This window comes from Kaistella sp. SH40-3 (assembly GCF_030686865.1).
GTDB lineage: Bacteria > Bacteroidota > Bacteroidia > Flavobacteriales > Weeksellaceae > Kaistella.
This window is the reverse complement of the sequence record NZ_JAQYUS010000006.1, coordinates 90,570-108,114: the sequence shown is the minus strand read 5'-3', so window position 1 is coordinate 108,114 and position 17,545 is coordinate 90,570. Positions and strand designations below refer to the sequence as shown.

The 17,545-nt window shown below is 33.8% G+C and carries 16 protein-coding genes and 1 CRISPR repeat array; of the genes, 12 read left to right on the top strand and 4 right to left on the bottom strand.

Annotated features, from left to right (window positions below):
- Positions 1-142: 142 nt before the first annotated feature.
- Positions 143-2,311, top strand: coding sequence for a M12 family metallo-peptidase (locus PUH65_RS11015; RefSeq protein ID WP_305520051.1), 2,169 nt, complete (start codon positions 143-145; stop codon positions 2,309-2,311).
- Between the two features lie 55 nt (positions 2,312-2,366).
- On the opposite strand, the gene PUH65_RS11010 is transcribed toward PUH65_RS11015, so the two are convergent.
- The gene (locus PUH65_RS11010; RefSeq protein WP_305520050.1) at positions 2,367-3,194 is read right to left on the bottom strand and encodes an S-adenosyl-l-methionine hydroxide adenosyltransferase family protein; all 828 of its coding nucleotides are present in this window, start codon (positions 3,192-3,194) and stop codon (positions 2,367-2,369) included.
- A 129-nt stretch (positions 3,195-3,323) separates the two neighbouring features.
- On the opposite strand from PUH65_RS11010, the gene PUH65_RS11005 reads away from it, so the two are divergent.
- The 3 genes from PUH65_RS11005 to PUH65_RS10995 all read left to right on the top strand — a co-directional run bounded on the left by PUH65_RS11005 (position 3,324) and on the right by PUH65_RS10995 (position 6,150).
- On the top strand, positions 3,324-4,283 hold the full coding sequence (locus PUH65_RS11005; protein WP_305520049.1) for a PhoH family protein: 960 nt from the start codon (positions 3,324-3,326) through the stop codon (positions 4,281-4,283).
- Positions 4,284-4,456: 173 nt separating this feature from the next.
- Positions 4,457-5,065, top strand: a complete 609-nt coding sequence (locus PUH65_RS11000; RefSeq protein ID WP_305520048.1) for a porin family protein — start codon at positions 4,457-4,459, stop codon at positions 5,063-5,065.
- A gap of 518 nt (positions 5,066-5,583) precedes the next feature.
- A complete protein-coding gene (locus PUH65_RS10995; protein WP_305520047.1) occupies positions 5,584-6,150 on the top strand; it encodes a hypothetical protein in 567 nt (188 codons plus the stop codon).
- 196 nt (positions 6,151-6,346) lie between these two features.
- On the opposite strand, the gene ffh is transcribed toward PUH65_RS10995, so the two are convergent.
- Complete coding sequence (gene ffh, locus PUH65_RS10990) at positions 6,347-7,717, bottom strand: signal recognition particle protein (RefSeq protein WP_305520046.1); 1,371 nt, start codon at positions 7,715-7,717, stop codon at positions 6,347-6,349.
- Between the two features lie 1,063 nt (positions 7,718-8,780).
- Between ffh and cas9 the strand changes: the two genes are divergently transcribed.
- Genes cas9 through PUH65_RS10975 form a run of 3 tightly spaced genes read left to right on the top strand, consistent with a single transcriptional unit; the run spans position 8,781 to position 12,713 of the window.
- A complete protein-coding gene (gene cas9 / locus PUH65_RS10985) occupies positions 8,781-12,152 on the top strand; it encodes a type II CRISPR RNA-guided endonuclease Cas9 (RefSeq protein ID WP_305520045.1) in 3,372 nt (1,123 codons plus the stop codon).
- 50 nt (positions 12,153-12,202) lie between these two features.
- Positions 12,203-12,448, top strand: a complete 246-nt coding sequence (locus PUH65_RS10980; protein ID WP_305520044.1) for a CopG family transcriptional regulator — start codon at positions 12,203-12,205, stop codon at positions 12,446-12,448.
- Positions 12,441-12,713 carry a type II toxin-antitoxin system RelE/ParE family toxin gene (locus PUH65_RS10975; RefSeq protein ID WP_305520043.1) on the top strand — a complete coding sequence of 91 codons (273 nt, stop codon included), beginning with the start codon at positions 12,441-12,443 and terminating at the stop codon, positions 12,711-12,713. Before PUH65_RS10980 ends, PUH65_RS10975 begins: the two co-directional genes overlap by 8 nt.
- An 87-nt stretch (positions 12,714-12,800) precedes the next feature.
- A CRISPR array of direct repeats spans positions 12,801-13,099; the repeat unit is 36 nt; unit sequence GTTGTGGTTTGATTAAAGATTAGAAAAGACGATATT.
- A 106-nt stretch (positions 13,100-13,205) separates the two neighbouring features.
- Here the strand turns inward: PUH65_RS10975 and cas2 are convergent.
- Positions 13,206-13,535: a CRISPR-associated endonuclease Cas2 gene (gene cas2 / locus PUH65_RS10970; protein ID WP_193813237.1), complete on the bottom strand. Its 330-nt coding sequence runs from the start codon at positions 13,533-13,535 to the stop codon at positions 13,206-13,208.
- Positions 13,526-14,419, bottom strand: coding sequence for a type II CRISPR-associated endonuclease Cas1 (gene cas1, locus PUH65_RS10965; protein ID WP_305520042.1), 894 nt, complete (start codon positions 14,417-14,419; stop codon positions 13,526-13,528). The genes cas2 and cas1 overlap by 10 nt, the downstream gene beginning before the upstream one ends.
- Before the next feature lie 345 nt (positions 14,420-14,764).
- Between cas1 and PUH65_RS10960 the strand changes: the two genes are divergently transcribed.
- The 5 genes from PUH65_RS10960 to atpH all read left to right on the top strand — a co-directional run bounded on the left by PUH65_RS10960 (position 14,765) and on the right by atpH (position 17,529).
- The gene (locus PUH65_RS10960; RefSeq protein ID WP_305520041.1) at positions 14,765-14,950 is read left to right on the top strand and encodes a hypothetical protein; all 186 of its coding nucleotides are present in this window, start codon (positions 14,765-14,767) and stop codon (positions 14,948-14,950) included.
- Positions 14,951-15,030: 80 nt separating this feature from the next.
- The gene (gene atpB, locus PUH65_RS10955; RefSeq protein ID WP_305520040.1) at positions 15,031-16,146 is read left to right on the top strand and encodes a F0F1 ATP synthase subunit A; all 1,116 of its coding nucleotides are present in this window, start codon (positions 15,031-15,033) and stop codon (positions 16,144-16,146) included.
- A gap of 38 nt (positions 16,147-16,184) precedes the next feature.
- A complete protein-coding gene (locus PUH65_RS10950) occupies positions 16,185-16,406 on the top strand; it encodes an ATP synthase F0 subunit C (protein WP_034716508.1) in 222 nt (73 codons plus the stop codon).
- A gap of 93 nt (positions 16,407-16,499) precedes the next feature.
- Positions 16,500-16,988 carry a F0F1 ATP synthase subunit B gene (gene atpF, locus PUH65_RS10945; RefSeq protein WP_305520039.1) on the top strand — a complete coding sequence of 163 codons (489 nt, stop codon included), beginning with the start codon at positions 16,500-16,502 and terminating at the stop codon, positions 16,986-16,988.
- 1 nt (position 16,989) lies between these two features.
- On the top strand, positions 16,990-17,529 hold the full coding sequence (gene atpH, locus PUH65_RS10940; protein ID WP_305520038.1) for an ATP synthase F1 subunit delta: 540 nt from the start codon (positions 16,990-16,992) through the stop codon (positions 17,527-17,529).
- The last annotated feature ends 16 nt before the right edge of the window (positions 17,530-17,545 follow it).

The following is a 17,545-nucleotide window of genomic DNA, read 5'->3' as shown; positions in this document are numbered from 1 at the left end:
TAAGTGCAAAGATAACGGAATTATCTCACAATTTAGAAAATTGAAAAATGCAGACTTTTCAAATGTTAAATTTCATGCAAATAGATATAATTCGGATTATTTTTGTTTTTTTTGTAAATAATTAAATTAAATAGTAAAAATTATGAGAAAAATTTTCCAATTGTTTTTCAGTTTCGTATTCTTAGGATTTGGGTTTGCACAAGATTTGAAGCCTATCGCCCAAAAAGTAAGAGATTCTAAAGCTGCAAAAAAATCTTTTGTGAGATATGATTTATTTACGGTAGATCGATCTGTTCAAAAACAAACAGTATACAAAACGGCGGCTGAAGACATTACCGTAATGAAACTGAATAAGTCTGAAATTAGCAGAATAGTTTCTGAGAAACCAGAGGCTTTAGAAATGACTTTCCCATTTGAAGGAAAGGAAATTTCTGTAGAATTAGTGAAGCATAATATCTTCACTCAGGATTTCAAAATTAATACGGACAAAGGATACACCGATTATAAACCAGGGGTTTACTACCAGGGAATTGTAAAAGGAGATGAGAAATCATTAGTTGCCATTAGTTTCTTTGGTGATGATGTGGTGGGGGTAACTTCAATTAAAGAGGTAGGAAACATTGTCATCGGGAAAGCAAAAAATTCTGAGGATTACCTTTCTTATAATGATGTAAAATTAAAAGGAGATAATCCTTTTGTTTGCGGATCAGATGAACTTGTTGAAAATCAAAATCTGTCAGTTTCATATAATCCATCTACAATGACGTCTAAAAAAACGTCAACTTGTGTGAGGATTTACTATGAAGCAGGTTACGGACCTTACACTCAAAATGGTTCAAATGTTATTACCACGACGAACTGGGTAACAGCGATGCACAATAATATTTCTACTTTGTATGAGAATGATGGTATTACTGTTGCGTTGAGCGAAGTTTTTGTTTGGACTACGGTAGATCCTTATACTGGAACACCTAGTGAAATTTTAGGGAAATTCAGACTGGGTAGAACTACTTTTAACGGAGATGTAGCACAATTACTAAGAAATCCGGCGACAACAAGTATCGCTTATGTTAATTCTTTGTGTGGCGCTTACAAATATTCTTATTCAGGTGTAAATTCTTTCTTTTCAAATGTTCCAACTTATTCATGGAACATCGAAGCAATGACGCACGAGATTGGTCACAATCTTGGTTCACCACATACTCACGATTGTGTATGGAATGGTGATAATACCAGAATTGATGGTTGCGGACCAGCATCTGGAAATCCAGGAAATGGAACTTGTCCAAGTGGAGATTTGCCAAGTGATGGAGGAACAATAATGAGTTACTGTCACTTAGTAGGTAGTGTAGGAATTAACTTTGCTAACGGATTTGGGGAACAGCCAGGTGCCTTAATCAGAAGTAGAATTGAGGCTTCAGGATGTTTAGGAACAGACTGTGTTGCTTCTTGTACCGTTACGGTTTCTGGACTTACAATCAATGAGGTTACTAAAAACTCTTTAAAAGCAACCATTTCAGATAATAGTGGAACAAGTTGGAAATACAGACTTTCTAATCCAGACGGAACCATAATTTCTGAAGGAGTATCGAACGCTAAAATTCTAAATTTTAATAATTTAGAGGAGGGAACGTATTATTTATTAGGAGTGGGAGCAGAATGTTCAGGCCCGCAAGCTTTTGCGTATGAGAAAATTCTTTTAACCGATGGTGATTGGTGCTCAGGTTTGAAATTTACGGATTCTGGTGGCGAGAATGCCAACTATTTAGACAACCAATCTTTCATAAAAACTTTTTATCCAGCAAATTCTACGGATAAATTAAAAATGACTTTCACCCAGTTTGCGACCGAGCAAGGTGGTGATAATGTAATTATTTATGATGGACCTAACATCGCTTCACCTCGATTCGCTGGTGCAACAAATATTAGTGGTGATAATCTTCCAGGTCCCTTTACATCAACTCATGCTACTGGTGCCATTACTTTTAGATTTACCCCTAATGATAATAATAATACTGCTCCAGGCTGGATTGCAACTTTCGATTGTATAACATTGGCAACGAATGAAAATTCACTTAACAATGGAATTTCTATTTCTGAAAGTGCAAATAAAGGGGTCTTTACTATTAAAGCGAAAGACCAGGTATTGTCTTATCAGGTTTTTGATGCTTCAGGTAAAGTAGTAAAAACAGGAAGCAAATCTGTGTCTTCTCAGGAGAAAGTTGATCTTTCTAATGCACCTGCAGGAACTTATATGGTGAGCATTGTTACTTCAAAAGAAACAGTGGTTAAGAAAATCATTAATAAATAAAACAGTATTAATAAATTCTAAATAGGAAAGCCGACATTTAACTGTCGGCTTTTTTTTATTGAAATTGAACGTAAATACTTTCGCCTACTTGTAAGCCGAAAAGGCTTCTGGCTCCGCTTTCTTCATTTCCTTTATAAATGGTAAGTTCTAGCAAACCAGCATCATTAAAAACTGCAGCAGCTTTGCCATGAAATTCCTGTTCATTCTGCCAGTCATTGACCAGATCAGTATATTGATTATGAATTCTCGACAATGCTAAATTTCTAAATTTCACGATAAAACTTTCAAAACCAACACTGCTTTTTTCAAAGTTTTTCCTAGAGATATTTGAAACCACATTCCCAAAATTATCGATATACATAATTTCACCAATCAGCATTTTTTCGCTTTCATTAAAGACTGCACGCGGGAAAGAAAGTTGTTTTGGAGTGTTGAATTTCCTGCCGATTACTTCAGGCAAGCCACCATTTTGAAGATGTACGGCTACTGGTGCAAAAATATCAGTCGATGTAAATCTTACTTCATCATCAAAACGGTTGTTAAAAGTGATTTCATAAACAGCCTCTGGATTAATGTCATAAAAAATCAAACTCAGCACACCATTATCAGCAGCGATGAAATAATGATCATCGGCTTTATATAAAATACATTTTCGTTCTTTGGTATAGAAACTGTCAACAGAGATAATATGAACCGTTCCTTTCGGAAAATAAGAATAAGCATTTCTTACAATATAAGCGGTTTGCAAAAGATTGTAAGCTTGTATTTGATGAGTAATGTCAACGATAGTAGCCTCTTCCTTTAAATTTAAAATTGCGCCTTTCACAGCGGCAACTCTGTGATCTATCAATCCGTAATCTGAAGTAAAAGTAATAACTGCCATCTCTTTTTTTAAGGATTACAAATTTAGGTTAAATAAAATATTTTAAACATCATTGTGGAAAACTTCGCTACCTGTTTGAAATAAAAATGATACTTTTAATAAAAATAACAATCACAAAACCGCTGATACATGTTTGAACTAAAATACGAAATTACAGGAATTGATGCCAAATCTTTTTATGGGGTTAATAATCAATATTTTAATTTATTAAAATCGAAATTTCCTACGCTGAAAATTACGGGAAGAGATCATTTCATTCTTGCTTTGGGGCCTGAGGAAGTGTTGGATCTTTTGAAAATAAAGTTAGATGATGTGGTGAGTTTTATCGCTAAAAATAATTCGATCAATTTAAAAGACTTTGAAAGTTTAATGAACCTAAAAGACGAAACCGAAAAGCAGTTGGTTTTTGATCAGGATATCATTGTGAAAGGCGTTAATGGAAAAATCATTAAAGCCAAAACCACCAATTTAAAAAAACTGGTCAAGGTTTCTGAAAAGAAAGATATGATTTTTGCAATCGGACCTGCAGGAACGGGTAAAACTTATACGAGTGTTGCATTAGCAGTTCGAGCCTTGCGGGATCGGGAAGTGAAAAGAATTATTTTAACCAGACCTGCTGTTGAAGCAGGGGAGAGTTTGGGCTTTCTACCCGGCGATCTTAAAGAAAAACTCGACCCTTATTTGCAGCCTTTGTATGATGCACTTCGGGATATGATTCCGCACGAAAAACTGGAGGGATTTATGGAAAAGAAAGTGATCGAAGTAGCACCACTGGCGTTTATGAGAGGTCGTACTTTAGATGAAGCGTTTGTAATTCTGGATGAAGCACAAAATACAACGCATGCGCAAATGAAAATGTTTCTGACGCGAATGGGGATGAACGCAAAATTCATTATTACCGGAGATCCAAGTCAGGTTGATTTGCCTATGCGTCAGAAATCAGGTTTAAAAGAATCGATGAGAATTCTTGCTGATGTAGATGAAATTGGATTTGTCTATCTCACCGAAGAAGATGTAGTAAGACATCCTGTAGTTCGGAAAATTATTCACGCTTACGGTAATGAAGAAAAAAGACAGCGGGAAGAATAAATGAGCGTTACAAGAGGCGTGGTAATAAGCATAAATTAATTTAGAAAAAACTTTTTTTTTTCTAAAAAAGGCAAATATGAAAAAAATCATTTTTTAAGGATACGCAAGCTGTTTTCTTGGCTCCTAAACGTTTGTTTAATTACTTTTGCGCTCTAAATATTAAAAATAGAACAATGAAAAAATTCGCAGTTTTAGGTGCAGTTGCACTTTTCGCAGGAATGAATGCTCAGGAAGTTGAGACAGTTGGATTTAACATGGGTGATACTTTCATTACTGGATCAGTAGGATTCAGTAACCAAACCACAGGAGATATTAAAAATAATACCTTTACTATCGCGCCAAGCGTTGGTTATTTTGTAAACTCTAACATGGCGATTGGAGCAAGAGTAGGTTTTACAAGCTCTAATGATAAAAATACAGTAGCAACTGTTGAAACATCTGATAAAGATAATACTTTCGCAGTTGGTGCATTCGGTAGATATTACTGGATGCCTGCATCTAGATTCTCTGTATTTGGTGAATTGGCAGCAAACTATGCTAACACAAAAAACACACTTAAAGCAGGAAATGTTTCAACTGAAAGTAAAGCAGACGGATTTAACTTCGCTTTCGCGCCAGGGATTAACTATTTTCTTTCACCAAACTTTGCTGTAGAAGCAACTTGGGGAGTTCTTAATTACTCTTCTGTAAAACCAGATGTTGATGGTGCTACAGCTACAGATAGCTTTAGTGTTGGTTTAGACTTAAACAACATCGCTTTAGGATTGGTTTATAAATTCTAAGACATTATCATTTTTTCATATCAAATGAGAAGGTCGGTTTTTTACCGGCCTTTTTTGTTTTTAGTGATGGGCTTGTTCTGCCTTATTATTGCGTTGAAAATTTATTTCTACCTGTCAATTTTAAAAATATCACAGCACTTTTTTTTTGAAGGATAGAGCCGCTCAATTTCTCCTCTATGTTTTTCCTTCATTTTTAGGCTCGTAAAAATAATCCCACGGCGGTACTTTAACCATTCGTTGTCTATATGCTTGAGGTTCCGCTTCAATATACTAATGGTATACTGAAATTTTTTTCCTTTCCCTCATTTTCTTTTTTCCATATAGCAGCGCGCTACAATCCATGCTTTATCCAATTGTAACGTAATTTTTAATACTATTTGGTAACCTCAGTTAATAGAAGTTTTTAATGAAATGTGAAAAAAAAACCCTTCAATTAAGGTTTGGGCTTAGTTTTTGTTAAAAACTTAACATCATCACCCATTTTTTAAAACAATTAACAAACATTAAATAAAATTATTATGAAAAAATTATTAGTCGCAGCAGCCGTGGCTGTTATGGGAGTTACAGCCAACGCACAACTGCAAAAAAATAACTGGATGGTTGGTTCACAAGTTGCAAATGTTAAATTTACCAATGGGTTTAGTATGAATTTAACTCCAAAATTAGGTTACTTTATTCAGGACAGATGGGCCGTTGGTGCTCAGGTTGGTCTTAGTGTAATAAGTCCAGAAGGATCAAGTGATACTCAAACCGACTGGAGTGCTGCTCCTTTCACCAGATATTATTTTGGTGCCAACGAAATCGACAACTTACTTAACAACGGTGTTTTTTTCGCAGAGGGTAGCGCCGGGTTTGGAGGAAACAATTCCAGCACAGGTAACTCTACCAACGGAGTTGATTTGGGAATTGGGGCAGGATATGCTTATTTCATCACCCCAAGTGTAGGTTTAGAAGGACTTTTAAAATACCAGGGTTTGGTAGGCGGTGGTAATACTTCCGGCCAGGGTAACCTTTATTTAGGAGTTGGCTTCCAGATTTATCTGCCTAACTCGAAAGCTCAAGCCGCTTTGAAAGATCAACAATAAAATTTGTTTTTTTAAAAAGTGAACTGTTTCATAAAAGTGAAACAGTTTTTTTTATGCCAATATACTATAAGATTGGATAACATTACACACTCTTTTCGATTAAAAATAAATCTAGTTTTAATAAATGCGTAGATATATGCAAAAAAAATATCCTGAAGCAAATCAGGATATTGGTTTATAGAGTATGGTGTATCTCTTATCTGCCGAAAAGGTTACCACCAGGCATTCCTGCTCCTTTTGGCATTCCTTTGCTCATCATTTCCATCATTTGTTTTCCTTGCGGTCCCTGCATCATCTTCATCATTTTTCCCATTTGGTCGAATTGTTTCATCAAAGCATTTACATCTTCAATTTTTCTTCCGGCGCCTCTTGCGATCCGATTTTTTCTTTGTGTATTGATGATAGAGGGTCTTCTTCTTTCTTCAGGAGTCATCGAATGAATAATCGCTTCGATATGTTTGAAAGCGTCATCTTGAATATCTACATCTTTAATGGCTTTACCAACTCCAGGAATCATACCCATTAAATCTTTCATATTCCCCATTTTTTTGATCTGATTGATTTGTTTTAAGAAATCATCAAAACCAAATTCATTCTTGGCAATTTTTTTATGAAGTTTTTTCGCTTCTTCTTCGTCAAATTGTTCCTGCGCTCTTTCTACTAAGGAAACAACATCACCCATTCCTAGGATACGATCCGCCATTCTTTCCGGATAGAAAACATCTAAGGCTTCCATCTTTTCTCCGGTCGAAATAAACTTAATCGGTTTTTCAACTACCGAACGAATGGTCAGTGCAGCACCACCTCGGGTATCACCATCTAATTTCGTAAGAACAACGCCGTCAAAATTTAAGGCGTCGTTAAAGGCTTTCGCTGTATTCACTGCATCTTGTCCCGTCATCGAATCGACTACGAAAAGCGTTTCTTGCGGTTTAATGAAATAATGAATGGATTTAATCTCATTCATCATCGCTTCATCAACAGCCAAACGTCCTGCGGTATCTACGATTACTACGTCGTGACCGTTTTCTTTGGCAAACTTAACAGCGTTTTCTGCGATCGACGAAGGGTTTACTGCACCTTCTTCTGTATATACAGGAATTCCTGTTTGTGATCCTAATACTTTCAACTGCTCAATTGCAGCCGGTCTGTAAACGTCACACGCTACCAAAAGTGGTTTTTTATTTCTTTTTTCTTTTAAGTAATTCGCTAGTTTTCCAGAAAAGGTTGTTTTACCGGAACCTTGTAATCCAGCAATTAAGATAACACTAGGTTTACCCGAAAGATTAATTCCTTCGTGTGTAGAACCCATTAATTCTACCAATTCGTCATGTACGATTTTGGTCATTAACTGTCCCGGCGTCAAACTGGTCAATACATTTTGACCGAGTGCTTTGTCCTGAACTCGCTTGGTGAGGTCTTTCGCTACTTTATAGTTAACGTCGGCATCAACCAACGCTCGGCGAATTTCCTTTACCGTTTCGGCAACGTTGATTTCTGAAATTTTACCACGCCCCGAAATATTCTGAAGCGCTTTATCTAATTTATCCTGTAAGCTATTGAACATAATTTATCTTTAAGAATTGCAAAAATAAGCAAAATAATAGGGACTTTTTTAAATCAGAATAGCAAAATTTATTTTTGGGAACTTTTTGACTCTATCTGCTGTTGAAAATTTAATTATTTTGGCAGATATTTCTGTACTTTACGGTCGTTTTTTGCCTTCAATGGTGGTTGCAAATCGGAGAATATCTGCTGGGATCGATAACAAAACTTCGGGAGAGATGAAGAGTGTTTTTATTTTTATTCAATTTTACAACGCAATGAATTTATAAAAGTCAAGCGCTAATTTATACTTTTGTAAGGGATTTTTCAGTTCTTTCTTTTGTGGAATGTTTGTTTTTGATAGTTCCGTTTTAATGAACTCCTCATGAACTATCCATGCTTTATCCATGAAGTATCCGTGAAGCATCTATGAAGTATAAATTGGGGTGACCCGTCCTTGACCCGTCCTGTGACCCGTCCTAAAATAACTATACAGATTAATAAATAAATCCTGATATAACTATACACTTATAAATGATAATCCTAAATGAACTTTACACTTGTTTTTGTGTATATCTATTTTAGGACAAGTCAATAACGTGGAAACTAAATTGAGAAGAAGAATCGTAGATGAATCAATTGAAATTCACAATGAAATACGCCCTCCTTTTTCTAATCATTACCTAACTCCAAATCAAATGCACGACTAGGAATTATTGAAAATGAAAACTTACAAAATCAAAAACCAAAGCAAAAACGTTTTTGCTTTGGTTAATTAATTATTTTTACCCTATAATCTGTATTAATTTTTCAGGACTAGTCAAAAGTGACCTATTGGCAATGAATTAAATAGAATGATTCAAAAATTTCAATTCTTCTCGCAAAAATGAAATTTACAAATAAAAAAAGTCCCACCGAAGCAGGACTAAAGATTTTCATCTACGGCATATAGCCTTATTGTGATAAGATTAAAGATTAGAATAAAATTATCTTATCACAAATATATAAAATATTATTTTAATCAAATATGAACTTTCAATCCGTATTTTTCCTATTTTTAAAAGATATTTGAAAATACAGTAATCATGGCAAAAATTTTAGGTTTAGATTTAGGAACAAACTCGATTGGCTGGGCGATAGTGGATGATGTAGAGAATAAAATAGTTGGAATTGGAAGTAGAATATTCCCGATGGGTGTTGATAATTTAGCTGAAGGAGAAGGGAGAGAAATGTCAAAAAATGCAAGTAGAACTGGAGCAAGAGGAGTAAGAAGACAGTTTTTTAGAAGAAGATTAAGAAAGCAAATTTTATTAAAAGCACTTTCTGAAAATGAGATGTGTCCTTTAAATTCAAAGGATTTTAGAGAATGGAAAAAAGCAAAAAAATTTCCAGAGGAAAAATTAGCAGTTTGGTTTTCATTAAATCCCTATGAACTGCGTAAAAAAGCATTGAATGAGAAACTTTCTTTGGGAGAAATTGGTAGAATATTTTATCATTTAATTCAAAGACGTGGGTTTTTAAGCAATAGTAGAAAAGGCGGAACTGATGATGGGATAATTTTTAAAGGAAACGCAAAAGAAGGAAAAATAGGGATTACAAAAACCCAAGAACATATTGAAGGTAAAACTTTGGGTACTTATCTTTCTGAGGTTTATCCAAAAGAAAATGAGCCGTTTCAAGATGGATTAGAAAGAATTAGAAACAGATATACAACTCGTAAAATGTATGTTGATGAATTTGAATTGATTTGGGAAAACCAAAAGCAATATTATTCTCAATTTAATGATGATTTAAAAACGCTGTTTGGCGGTCGAAAATTAGATAATTACAAAGAAGATGGAATTTTATTTCATCAAAGACCACTTCGCTCGCAAAAACATTTAGTTGGAAATTGTTCTTTTGAACCTACCAAAACTAAATGCCCAATCAGTGCGATTCCCAATGAAAAACGTAGAGTTTGGGAATGGGTAAATACGGTGGAGTATAACGGGAAGAAAATTTCGCAAGAAGAGAAGGAGAAATTTGCTTATGAATTAATGTGTTTACCAATTAAAAAGGAAAAATTAGATTTTAAAAAATTAAGAAAATCTATAGGAAAAGAAAGTACTGAGTTTAAATTCAATTATAAAGATGATGACCAAATAGTTGGTGCATATACAATTTCAAACTTATCAAACAAAAAATATTTTGGTAAAAAATGGTTTGATTTTTCCGAAAAAGAGCAAGAAGATATTTGGCACGTTTTATATTTTTTTGACAGCAAATCTAATTTGAAAGAATACGCATTAAAGAATTGGAATTTCACAGAAGAACAAGCAGAAAGTATTTCAAAATTTAATGTAAAAGATGGCTATGCTAGTTTAAGTAGAAAAGCAATTTTGAATATTTTACCGTTTCTAAAAATGGGTTACACTTATGATGTTGCTGTAGTTTTAGGAGGAATAAAAAATGTTTTTGGCAATGAATGGCAAAATCTGTCTGAGGAGAAAAGATATTTCTTCTTTGATAATATTAATGAAATAGTTCGTTCCAAAAACAAAGGTGGTTTTATTGAAATTGTTAAAGATATTTTGCGAAAGGATTATACTGTTTCAGAAAAGCAATTGAGAAAGTTGTATCATCATTCAGCCTCAATTGATGTACAAGAATTATTAGAAAAATTACCTTTAGGAAAAGAGGCAGATAAAGAAATTCAAGCCATTAGAAATCCAGTTGTAATCACTGCTTTATTTGAATTGCGAAAATTAGTGAACGAACTTATAAGTGAACATGGTAAAATTGACGAGATAAAAGTAGAAATGGCTAGGGATTTAAAAATTTCAAAATCTCAACGTCATAAAATCAGAAAAGATAATCAAAGGTTAGAGCGGGAAAATGATCGAGTAAAAAATAGGTTGAATGAATTGGGTACTCGAATTACACATGATAATATTTTACTCTATAAACTTTGGGAAGAATGTAAAAAAACCTGTCCGTATACAGGGAAACCAATTTCTGTTTCACAATTATTTTCTGGTGAGGTGCAAATAGAACACATTCATCCGTGGAGTCGTTCTTTGAACGATAGTTTTGGAAATAAAACGCTTTGTTTTGCAGATGAAAATAGGAAAAAAGGAGACAAAACACCTTTCGAATTTTATGGAAGTGACGAACAAAATTGGGCATCAATAAAAGAAAGAGCCTTAAGATTATTTTATGACACCAAAGAATATCCGAATGCTTACCATAAATTCAAACAATTTGTAAAACAAAAATTTGATGATGATTTTTCTTCTCGCCAGTTAAATGATACGCGATATATCAGTAAAGAGGCGAAAAACTATTTGTCAAAAATTTGCACAAAAGTGATTGTTTCTCCTGGACAAGCAACATCTAACCTTCGTCATAAATGGGGTTTAAACAGTTTGTTGAATGATGATAATGTAAAAACAAGAGAAGATCATCGTCATCATGCCATAGACGCTTTGGTAATGGCTTGTACAAAATTATCTTATGTTCAGGAATTATCAAAGTGGAACAGGTATAACAGAAGTTATGAAATGAAAATTTTTCCATTGCCTTGGGAATCTTTTGTGAGTGACGCCGATATTGCAGTAGAAAATATTCTGGTTTCTCATAAGAAACTATCTAATGATATTACAACTAGAACGCATATTACAGAAAAAAATGGTAAAAAATATAAAAATGTTGGTGTAGCAGCGAGAGGGCAATTGCATAAAGAAACTGTTTTTGGAAAAAGAAATTTCAATGGTGAAGAAGCGTTTCATGTACGGAAACCAATTGACTCTTTAACGACATTAAAACAATTAGAAAAAGTGGTTGATGAAACAACTAGAAAATTAATTTTAAAAAGAATTCAAGAATTAGGTGGCTTAGTAAAAGATAAAATTCCTGCAAATACATTTTTTATTGCAGATGAAAACGGAATGAAAGTACCACAAATTTTCTTGCCTAACCAAAATGGAAAGCCAGTTCCAATTTTAAAAGTGAGAATGCGAGAAAATTTTAGTGGTGCAGAAAAATTGAAAGATAATCTTAACCAATGGGTAAACCCTAGAAATAATCACCACGTTTTAATTTATAAGGATGAAAAAGGAAATCTAAAAGAAGATGTTATTACGTTTTGGACAGTTGTAGAAAGAAAAAGAACAGGAGAACCAGTTTATAAATTACCATTTGATGGCAAAGAAATAATTACAACATTGCAAATCAATGATATGTTTTTGTTAGGATTAAATGATGATGAAATAAATTGGGAAAATCCAGATTATTATCATTTGAAAGAGCATTTGTATCGTGTACAGAAAACTTCACAAAATGATTATTCCTTTAGATATGCAATAACATCATCAGTTAACAATAAAATTGAAGAAAAAAGAATGGGAATCAAAGGGATTGTTTCAAATAATGTTATAAAAGTAACAATTTCAGTCTCAGGAAAAATTCAAAAAATATAGTATTTTGTATTTTTTTTGGTGTAAATTTACACCACATTAAAATATTAATCATGGCAAGACAAAGTATTACATTAGCAAAACAAAATGATGAATGGTTAAAAAACCAGATTGATGCTGAAGAGTTTAACAGTAAAAGTGAAGCGGTAAATTATTTGATAAAACAAGCGAGAGAACGAGAAGCTTATGATGATTATGTGCTTATGAAACTGGAGCGTGGAGAAAAAAGTGGCGTCGCAAAAAAGCAAACAAGAGAAGAGTTATTAGCGGAATTTAAAGGTAGATTTTCAAATGAATAACTATTTTTTAAGCCAGGAGGCGAAAGAAGATTTGTGGCGAATTTACGAATATGGGCGGTTTAAGTTCGGACAAACGCAAGCCGACAAATATTTTAATATGTTGCATGATTGTTTTGATAAAATTGCATCAAACCCGTTGATGTTTCCTATTGCAAAGCAGAATCCTCTGTATCGATTCTGCGTCTGCGGTGTAGATAGTATTTTTTATAAAATTGATCGTGATGAAATAGAGATTATTACGATCATTGGTAGACAGAATTATTAATACGCATTCCTTGACATCGTTGTTTCAAGGTCATAAGCAACCAAACCACAACGGAAAATCGTCCCGATTTTCTGCAACGGATTTTCCGTTGTGGTTTGATTAAAGATTAGAAAAGACGATATTTCAAAGGTTTCCCATTACCGGAAGCAGTAGTTGTGGTTTGATTAAAGATTAGAAAAGACGATATTTCGCAGAGATTAAACTCACGCTTAACACCGGTTGTGGTTTGATTAAAGATTAGAAAAGACGATATTTCAGATACTTTGCTGATAGGTTCGCAAGTCGTTGTGGTTTGATTAAAGATTAGAAAAGACGATATTAATGCATACGATTACGCCAAAGGAATGATCGTTGTGGTTTGATTAAAGATTAGAAAAGACGATATTAGTTGGCTCGCTACCTTCTAGTAATCAAAGAATTAAAAGTAAATATCGTTAAAAAAAATGCTTCTTTTTTGCACTGATAAAGCAAGATTGAAGCATTTTTTTTATTCTAAAATAATTCCAATTGTACTGGACCTGGCGGTTTAGGAACTTCTGCTTTTCCCCAAAAATTCATAATATTTCCAAATTGTTTATCCGTAATTCGCAAAACACTCACTTTACCAAAAGGTGGTAATAATAGTTGAACCCGCTTTTCGTGTACATCTGCACTTTCGCTACTGGCGCAATGCCGCATATACACAGAATATTGCATCATATTAAAACCGTCTTTCAATAAATTGGTTCTAAATTTCGACGCATTATGTCGGTCTTTTTTAGTTTCTGTCGGTAAGTCAAAAAAAACAAAAATCCACATAATTCGGTAACCATTTAGATCCATAATTTTGGATAATTAATTTTCTTCTTTTCTCCAGTAAAACATTGCTGCAAAGAACTTGCGCTTCTTTGCAGACCAATCATCAATGGACTTTTCTCTTCGTTGAAGTACACGGTTTGCGTCAGGATTTTTAGAAACTCAGCCTTCGTTGAGGTCGTAAGTTCTTGCTCATCACTCTTTGCAATTAATTCAAAAACTTTTTCATCAACCAGCGGTCGGTAAGGTTCCATCATATCATCTGCCAAAGCATAAGCATTGTATTTATTTCTGTGATGAATTCCTAAAGTATTCAAAAGTCCGCTTCCGGATAGAGATCTTGCTGTTGCTGCTCGCAAAATTGCATAACCGTAATTCAAGAAATTATTAGGAAAATTTCCAAATCGTTCTCTTTTAACTTTAATATCGCAATGTTCAAAGAATGTTTTCCAGTACATATTGGCAGCAACTCCTTCCATATTAGAAGTGTCACCACTCAAAACCTTGGACATTATAAAATCAAAACTATTCTTTTCGCCAGTTATTCGTTCTAATAATAGTCCCTGATTTCTAATTTTTTCCATAGCGGTTTGTTGCCATAGTTGCTTTTTCAATGGCAAACTTGCTTCCATCTGGTTTCGAAAAACCTCCTGCTGTATGTGATGGCTGTTGAGGTTTAGGAACATTCCGTTCGGTAAATGATTGTTTCCACAAACAACAATTGCTGCATTATTTTCAATCAATAAATTCATTGCAGGAATACTCACAAAAACTTGTGGATGATCGATGACCAAGTAACCAATATCTTCAGCCGGGATCGTGCTTTCCCGCATTTCTGTTTGGATGACGATTTGTAGATTTTTCGTACTTACCGAAGTTTTGTTCTCTAATAAAATGGTTCGCTTTAGCATATTCAGTATTTTAGTTTATGATAAATGAGAATTTAAATAACTAAAATAGTGAATATTACAATATTATCAATAATTAATGTGTTTTTGTATAAAATATAAGAGGTTTAGTATTTTCTTTCATTAAAAGAGAAGAAAATAAGAATATGTGTGAAGTTGCTGATTGCTGATTGCTTCTAAAAACCTTTTTCTTTTTGGGAATTGTGTAGAATTAGAAAATAAGGAATTTCGTTCAATTATAATAAACTTGCTTATTTTTGCGCCATGGATATTATAAATATAATTTTATTATTGGTTTGTGCGACATTTTTAAATGTAATTCTCTTTTACATTTTTAAAAAATATTTAATGAAAACAGAAAATCCTGCCATGTTATTTCTTGTCATCAATATTTTTAAAGATATTATTTGGGTGGGATATTGGTTGATTAAGTTAGAGACGAATCAAACCAATTTCTTATTCTTAATCGGAATCTTTTTGGTGACTTCTTTCGCCTTATATTTCAAAGTAATCCGATTATTGAACCGTTCCTGAAAATAACTGATAAAAATCAATTTTTTGTATTGGTAAGTTTTAATAATTTCAATATATTTGCAAACCGATAAATTTGACCTATGAACAAGAGAATTTCTTCTTTATTTTTCGTTTTATTTCTTACGCTATCAAGTGTTTTCACTTATGCACAACAAGAAGTTGAAGCTACATCTACGGAAACTTTAGAACAAAAAATTGTAGATGATAATCAAAAATTCAACGCGAAGGAGATGATTATGAGCCACATTAGCGATGCGAATGAGTGGCATATCTTAACTTTAAACGAGGGAACTCCTGAGGAACATCATGTTTCTATCCCATTACCAGTTATTATTAAAGATAAAAACGGACTTCATATGTTTATGTCGAGTGCAATTGCTCACGGTCATGAACACGACGGTTATACGTTAGAAAATGGGATTGTAAAATCAACCCAAGGTTTAGAACAAGCGAAGTTATTCTCGGTAATGAGCGGGAAACATACACCAGAAAATTCTTTTTATGATTTTTCAATAACCAAAAACGTAGCAGCGATTTTTATTTCGATCTTCTTTATGCTTCTTGTTTTTATTGGAATGGCGAGAGGTTATGCAAAATCATTAGTTCCTAGTGGATTTGGTAGATTTATGGAGCCGGTTATTCTCTTCATTAGAGATGAGGTAGCGATTCCAAATATTGGAGCGAAAAAGTATAAAAAATACATGCCTTATCTATTGACTGTGTTTTTCTTTATTTGGTTTAATAATATGTTTGGTTTGATTCCGTTCGCGCCGTTCGGTTATAACTTGACTGGGAATATTGCAACAACAGCGGTTTTAGCAATTATTACTTTATTGATTACCATCTTCAGTGCAAACAAGGATTATTGGAAACACATCTTCATGCCACCAGTACCTTTATTATTATACCCGATCATGGTTCCGATTGAAATTATTGGAATTTTCACAAAGCCTTTTGCCTTAATGATGCGTCTCTTTGCAAACATTACTGCAGGACACATTATGGTATTGGCGATTATGTCATTGATCTTTATCTTTAAAACACCGCTTTTAGGTTTTGCTTCAGTTCCACTTGGATTATTTATCGGAGTATTGGAATTGTTAGTAGCAGCTTTACAGGCATATATTTTTACTGTGCTTTCTGCTTTGTTTATTGGAATCGCAGTAGCGGAACACGAACACGAAGGAGCACATTAATTAACTTAGAATATTTTTAACCTATATATTTTTTTATTATGGAAATCATTTCACAAGGAACAGGACTTATTTACGTTGGAATCGGATTAGCAGTATTAGGCGTTGGTCTAGGTATTGGTAAAATCGGTGGACATGCAATGGATGCTATTGCAAGACAACCAGAGCAAGCAGGTAAAATTCAAGGAGCAATGCTTATTGCTGCTGGTCTTATCGAGGGTGCTGGTTTGATCGCGATCATCTTTGGAGCGTTCGTTAAATAAGAAACCTCAGAAATCAATTCTTAGCAGCGCGGTTGGCTCTGCTAAGAATTTTTTAAATTCCATATAGAAAAAAAATTACAAAAAATTACAATTATGATAGAACCGGGAATTGGCTTATTGTTTTGGATGACTTTAACCTTTTTAATCCTTTTGTTTTTATTGGCAAAATTCGCTTGGAAGCCAATTATGGCTGCAATTAATGAAAGAGAAGTTACCATTGTAGATTCTTTGAACCAGGCTAAATTGGCGAAACAAGAAGTTGAAAACTTGAAAGCTGAAAATGAAATCATCATCCGTGAGGCAAAAATCCAACGTGATCAGATTTTGAAAGAAGCCAGAGATATTAAAGACAGAATTGTAGGAGAAGCAAAAGGACTTGCTCAGGCTGAAGGTGATAAAATGATTGCAGCGGCGAGACAAACCATCCAGGCAGAAAGATCTGCGGCGGTTGCGGATATCAAAAGCCAAATCGGTGCTTTGTCTGTAAACATTGCAGAATCTATTTTGAAACAAAAATTAGACAACAACGATGCACAAGATGCTTTGGTTGCTAATATTCTTAATTCTTCTAACTTAAACTAGTATGCGTACAAGTAAAGTTGCAAAAAGATATGCACAAGGTTTACTTAATTTTACCCAGGAGACAGGAAATACAACTTCTGTTTTTGGTGAAATGAAGGACTTGGTGAACACCATAGATAAATCAAAAGACTTGCAAAGTTTTTTTAATTCTCCAATCATTGAGTTGAAGAAAAAAATGAGCGTTGCTGATGAGATTTTCAAAAGTTTTTCTCCTGTGACTAGAAATCTAATTCAATTAGTGATCAGACATGGTAGAGAAGGACAATTGAGCAATATCGGTCAAGAATTCGTTAATAAAGTGGAGGACATGAACGGAGTGCAGAGAATTACTTTGACTTCTGCAACACCACTTTCAGAAGAGAATATTAAAAATATTTTGAAGTCTACGACACTTGTTAATCATGATAACCAGTTTGATGTTACTTCTATTATCAATCCAGATATTTTGGGCGGATATATTTTACGTGTAGGAGATCAACAAATAGACGCATCGGTAAAATCTAAATTAAGCCGATTGAACAAAGAATTTCAATTAAATTAAGACAAAAACAACCATA

Bases quoted from the DNA above. Each gene is read 5' to 3' on its own strand.
- atpH (WP_305520038.1), top strand. From the start codon at position 16,990: ATGCGTACAAGTAAAGTTGCAAAAAGATATGCACAAGGTTTACTTAAT.
- PUH65_RS10980 (WP_305520044.1), top strand. From the start codon at position 12,203: ATGGCAAGACAAAGTATTACATTAGCAAAACAAAATGATGAATGGTTA.
- PUH65_RS10960 (WP_305520041.1), top strand. From the start codon at position 14,765: ATGAAAACAGAAAATCCTGCCATGTTATTTCTTGTCATCAATATTTTT.
- atpF (WP_305520039.1), top strand. From the start codon at position 16,500: ATGATAGAACCGGGAATTGGCTTATTGTTTTGGATGACTTTAACCTTT.
- PUH65_RS10995 (WP_305520047.1), top strand. From the start codon at position 5,584: ATGAAAAAATTATTAGTCGCAGCAGCCGTGGCTGTTATGGGAGTTACA.
- cas1 (WP_305520042.1), bottom strand. From the start codon at position 14,419: ATGCTAAAGCGAACCATTTTATTAGAGAACAAAACTTCGGTAAGTACG.
- PUH65_RS10975 (WP_305520043.1), top strand. From the start codon at position 12,441: ATGAATAACTATTTTTTAAGCCAGGAGGCGAAAGAAGATTTGTGGCGA.
- PUH65_RS11000 (WP_305520048.1), top strand. From the start codon at position 4,457: ATGAAAAAATTCGCAGTTTTAGGTGCAGTTGCACTTTTCGCAGGAATG.
- PUH65_RS11005 (WP_305520049.1), top strand. From the start codon at position 3,324: ATGTTTGAACTAAAATACGAAATTACAGGAATTGATGCCAAATCTTTT.
- ffh (WP_305520046.1), bottom strand. From the start codon at position 7,717: ATGTTCAATAGCTTACAGGATAAATTAGATAAAGCGCTTCAGAATATT.
- PUH65_RS10950 (WP_034716508.1), top strand. From the start codon at position 16,185: ATGGAAATCATTTCACAAGGAACAGGACTTATTTACGTTGGAATCGGA.
- cas2 (WP_193813237.1), bottom strand. From the start codon at position 13,535: ATGGATCTAAATGGTTACCGAATTATGTGGATTTTTGTTTTTTTTGAC.
- PUH65_RS11015 (WP_305520051.1), top strand. From the start codon at position 143: ATGAGAAAAATTTTCCAATTGTTTTTCAGTTTCGTATTCTTAGGATTT.
- atpB (WP_305520040.1), top strand. From the start codon at position 15,031: ATGAACAAGAGAATTTCTTCTTTATTTTTCGTTTTATTTCTTACGCTA.
- cas9 (WP_305520045.1), top strand. From the start codon at position 8,781: ATGGCAAAAATTTTAGGTTTAGATTTAGGAACAAACTCGATTGGCTGG.
- PUH65_RS11010 (WP_305520050.1), bottom strand. From the start codon at position 3,194: ATGGCAGTTATTACTTTTACTTCAGATTACGGATTGATAGATCACAGA.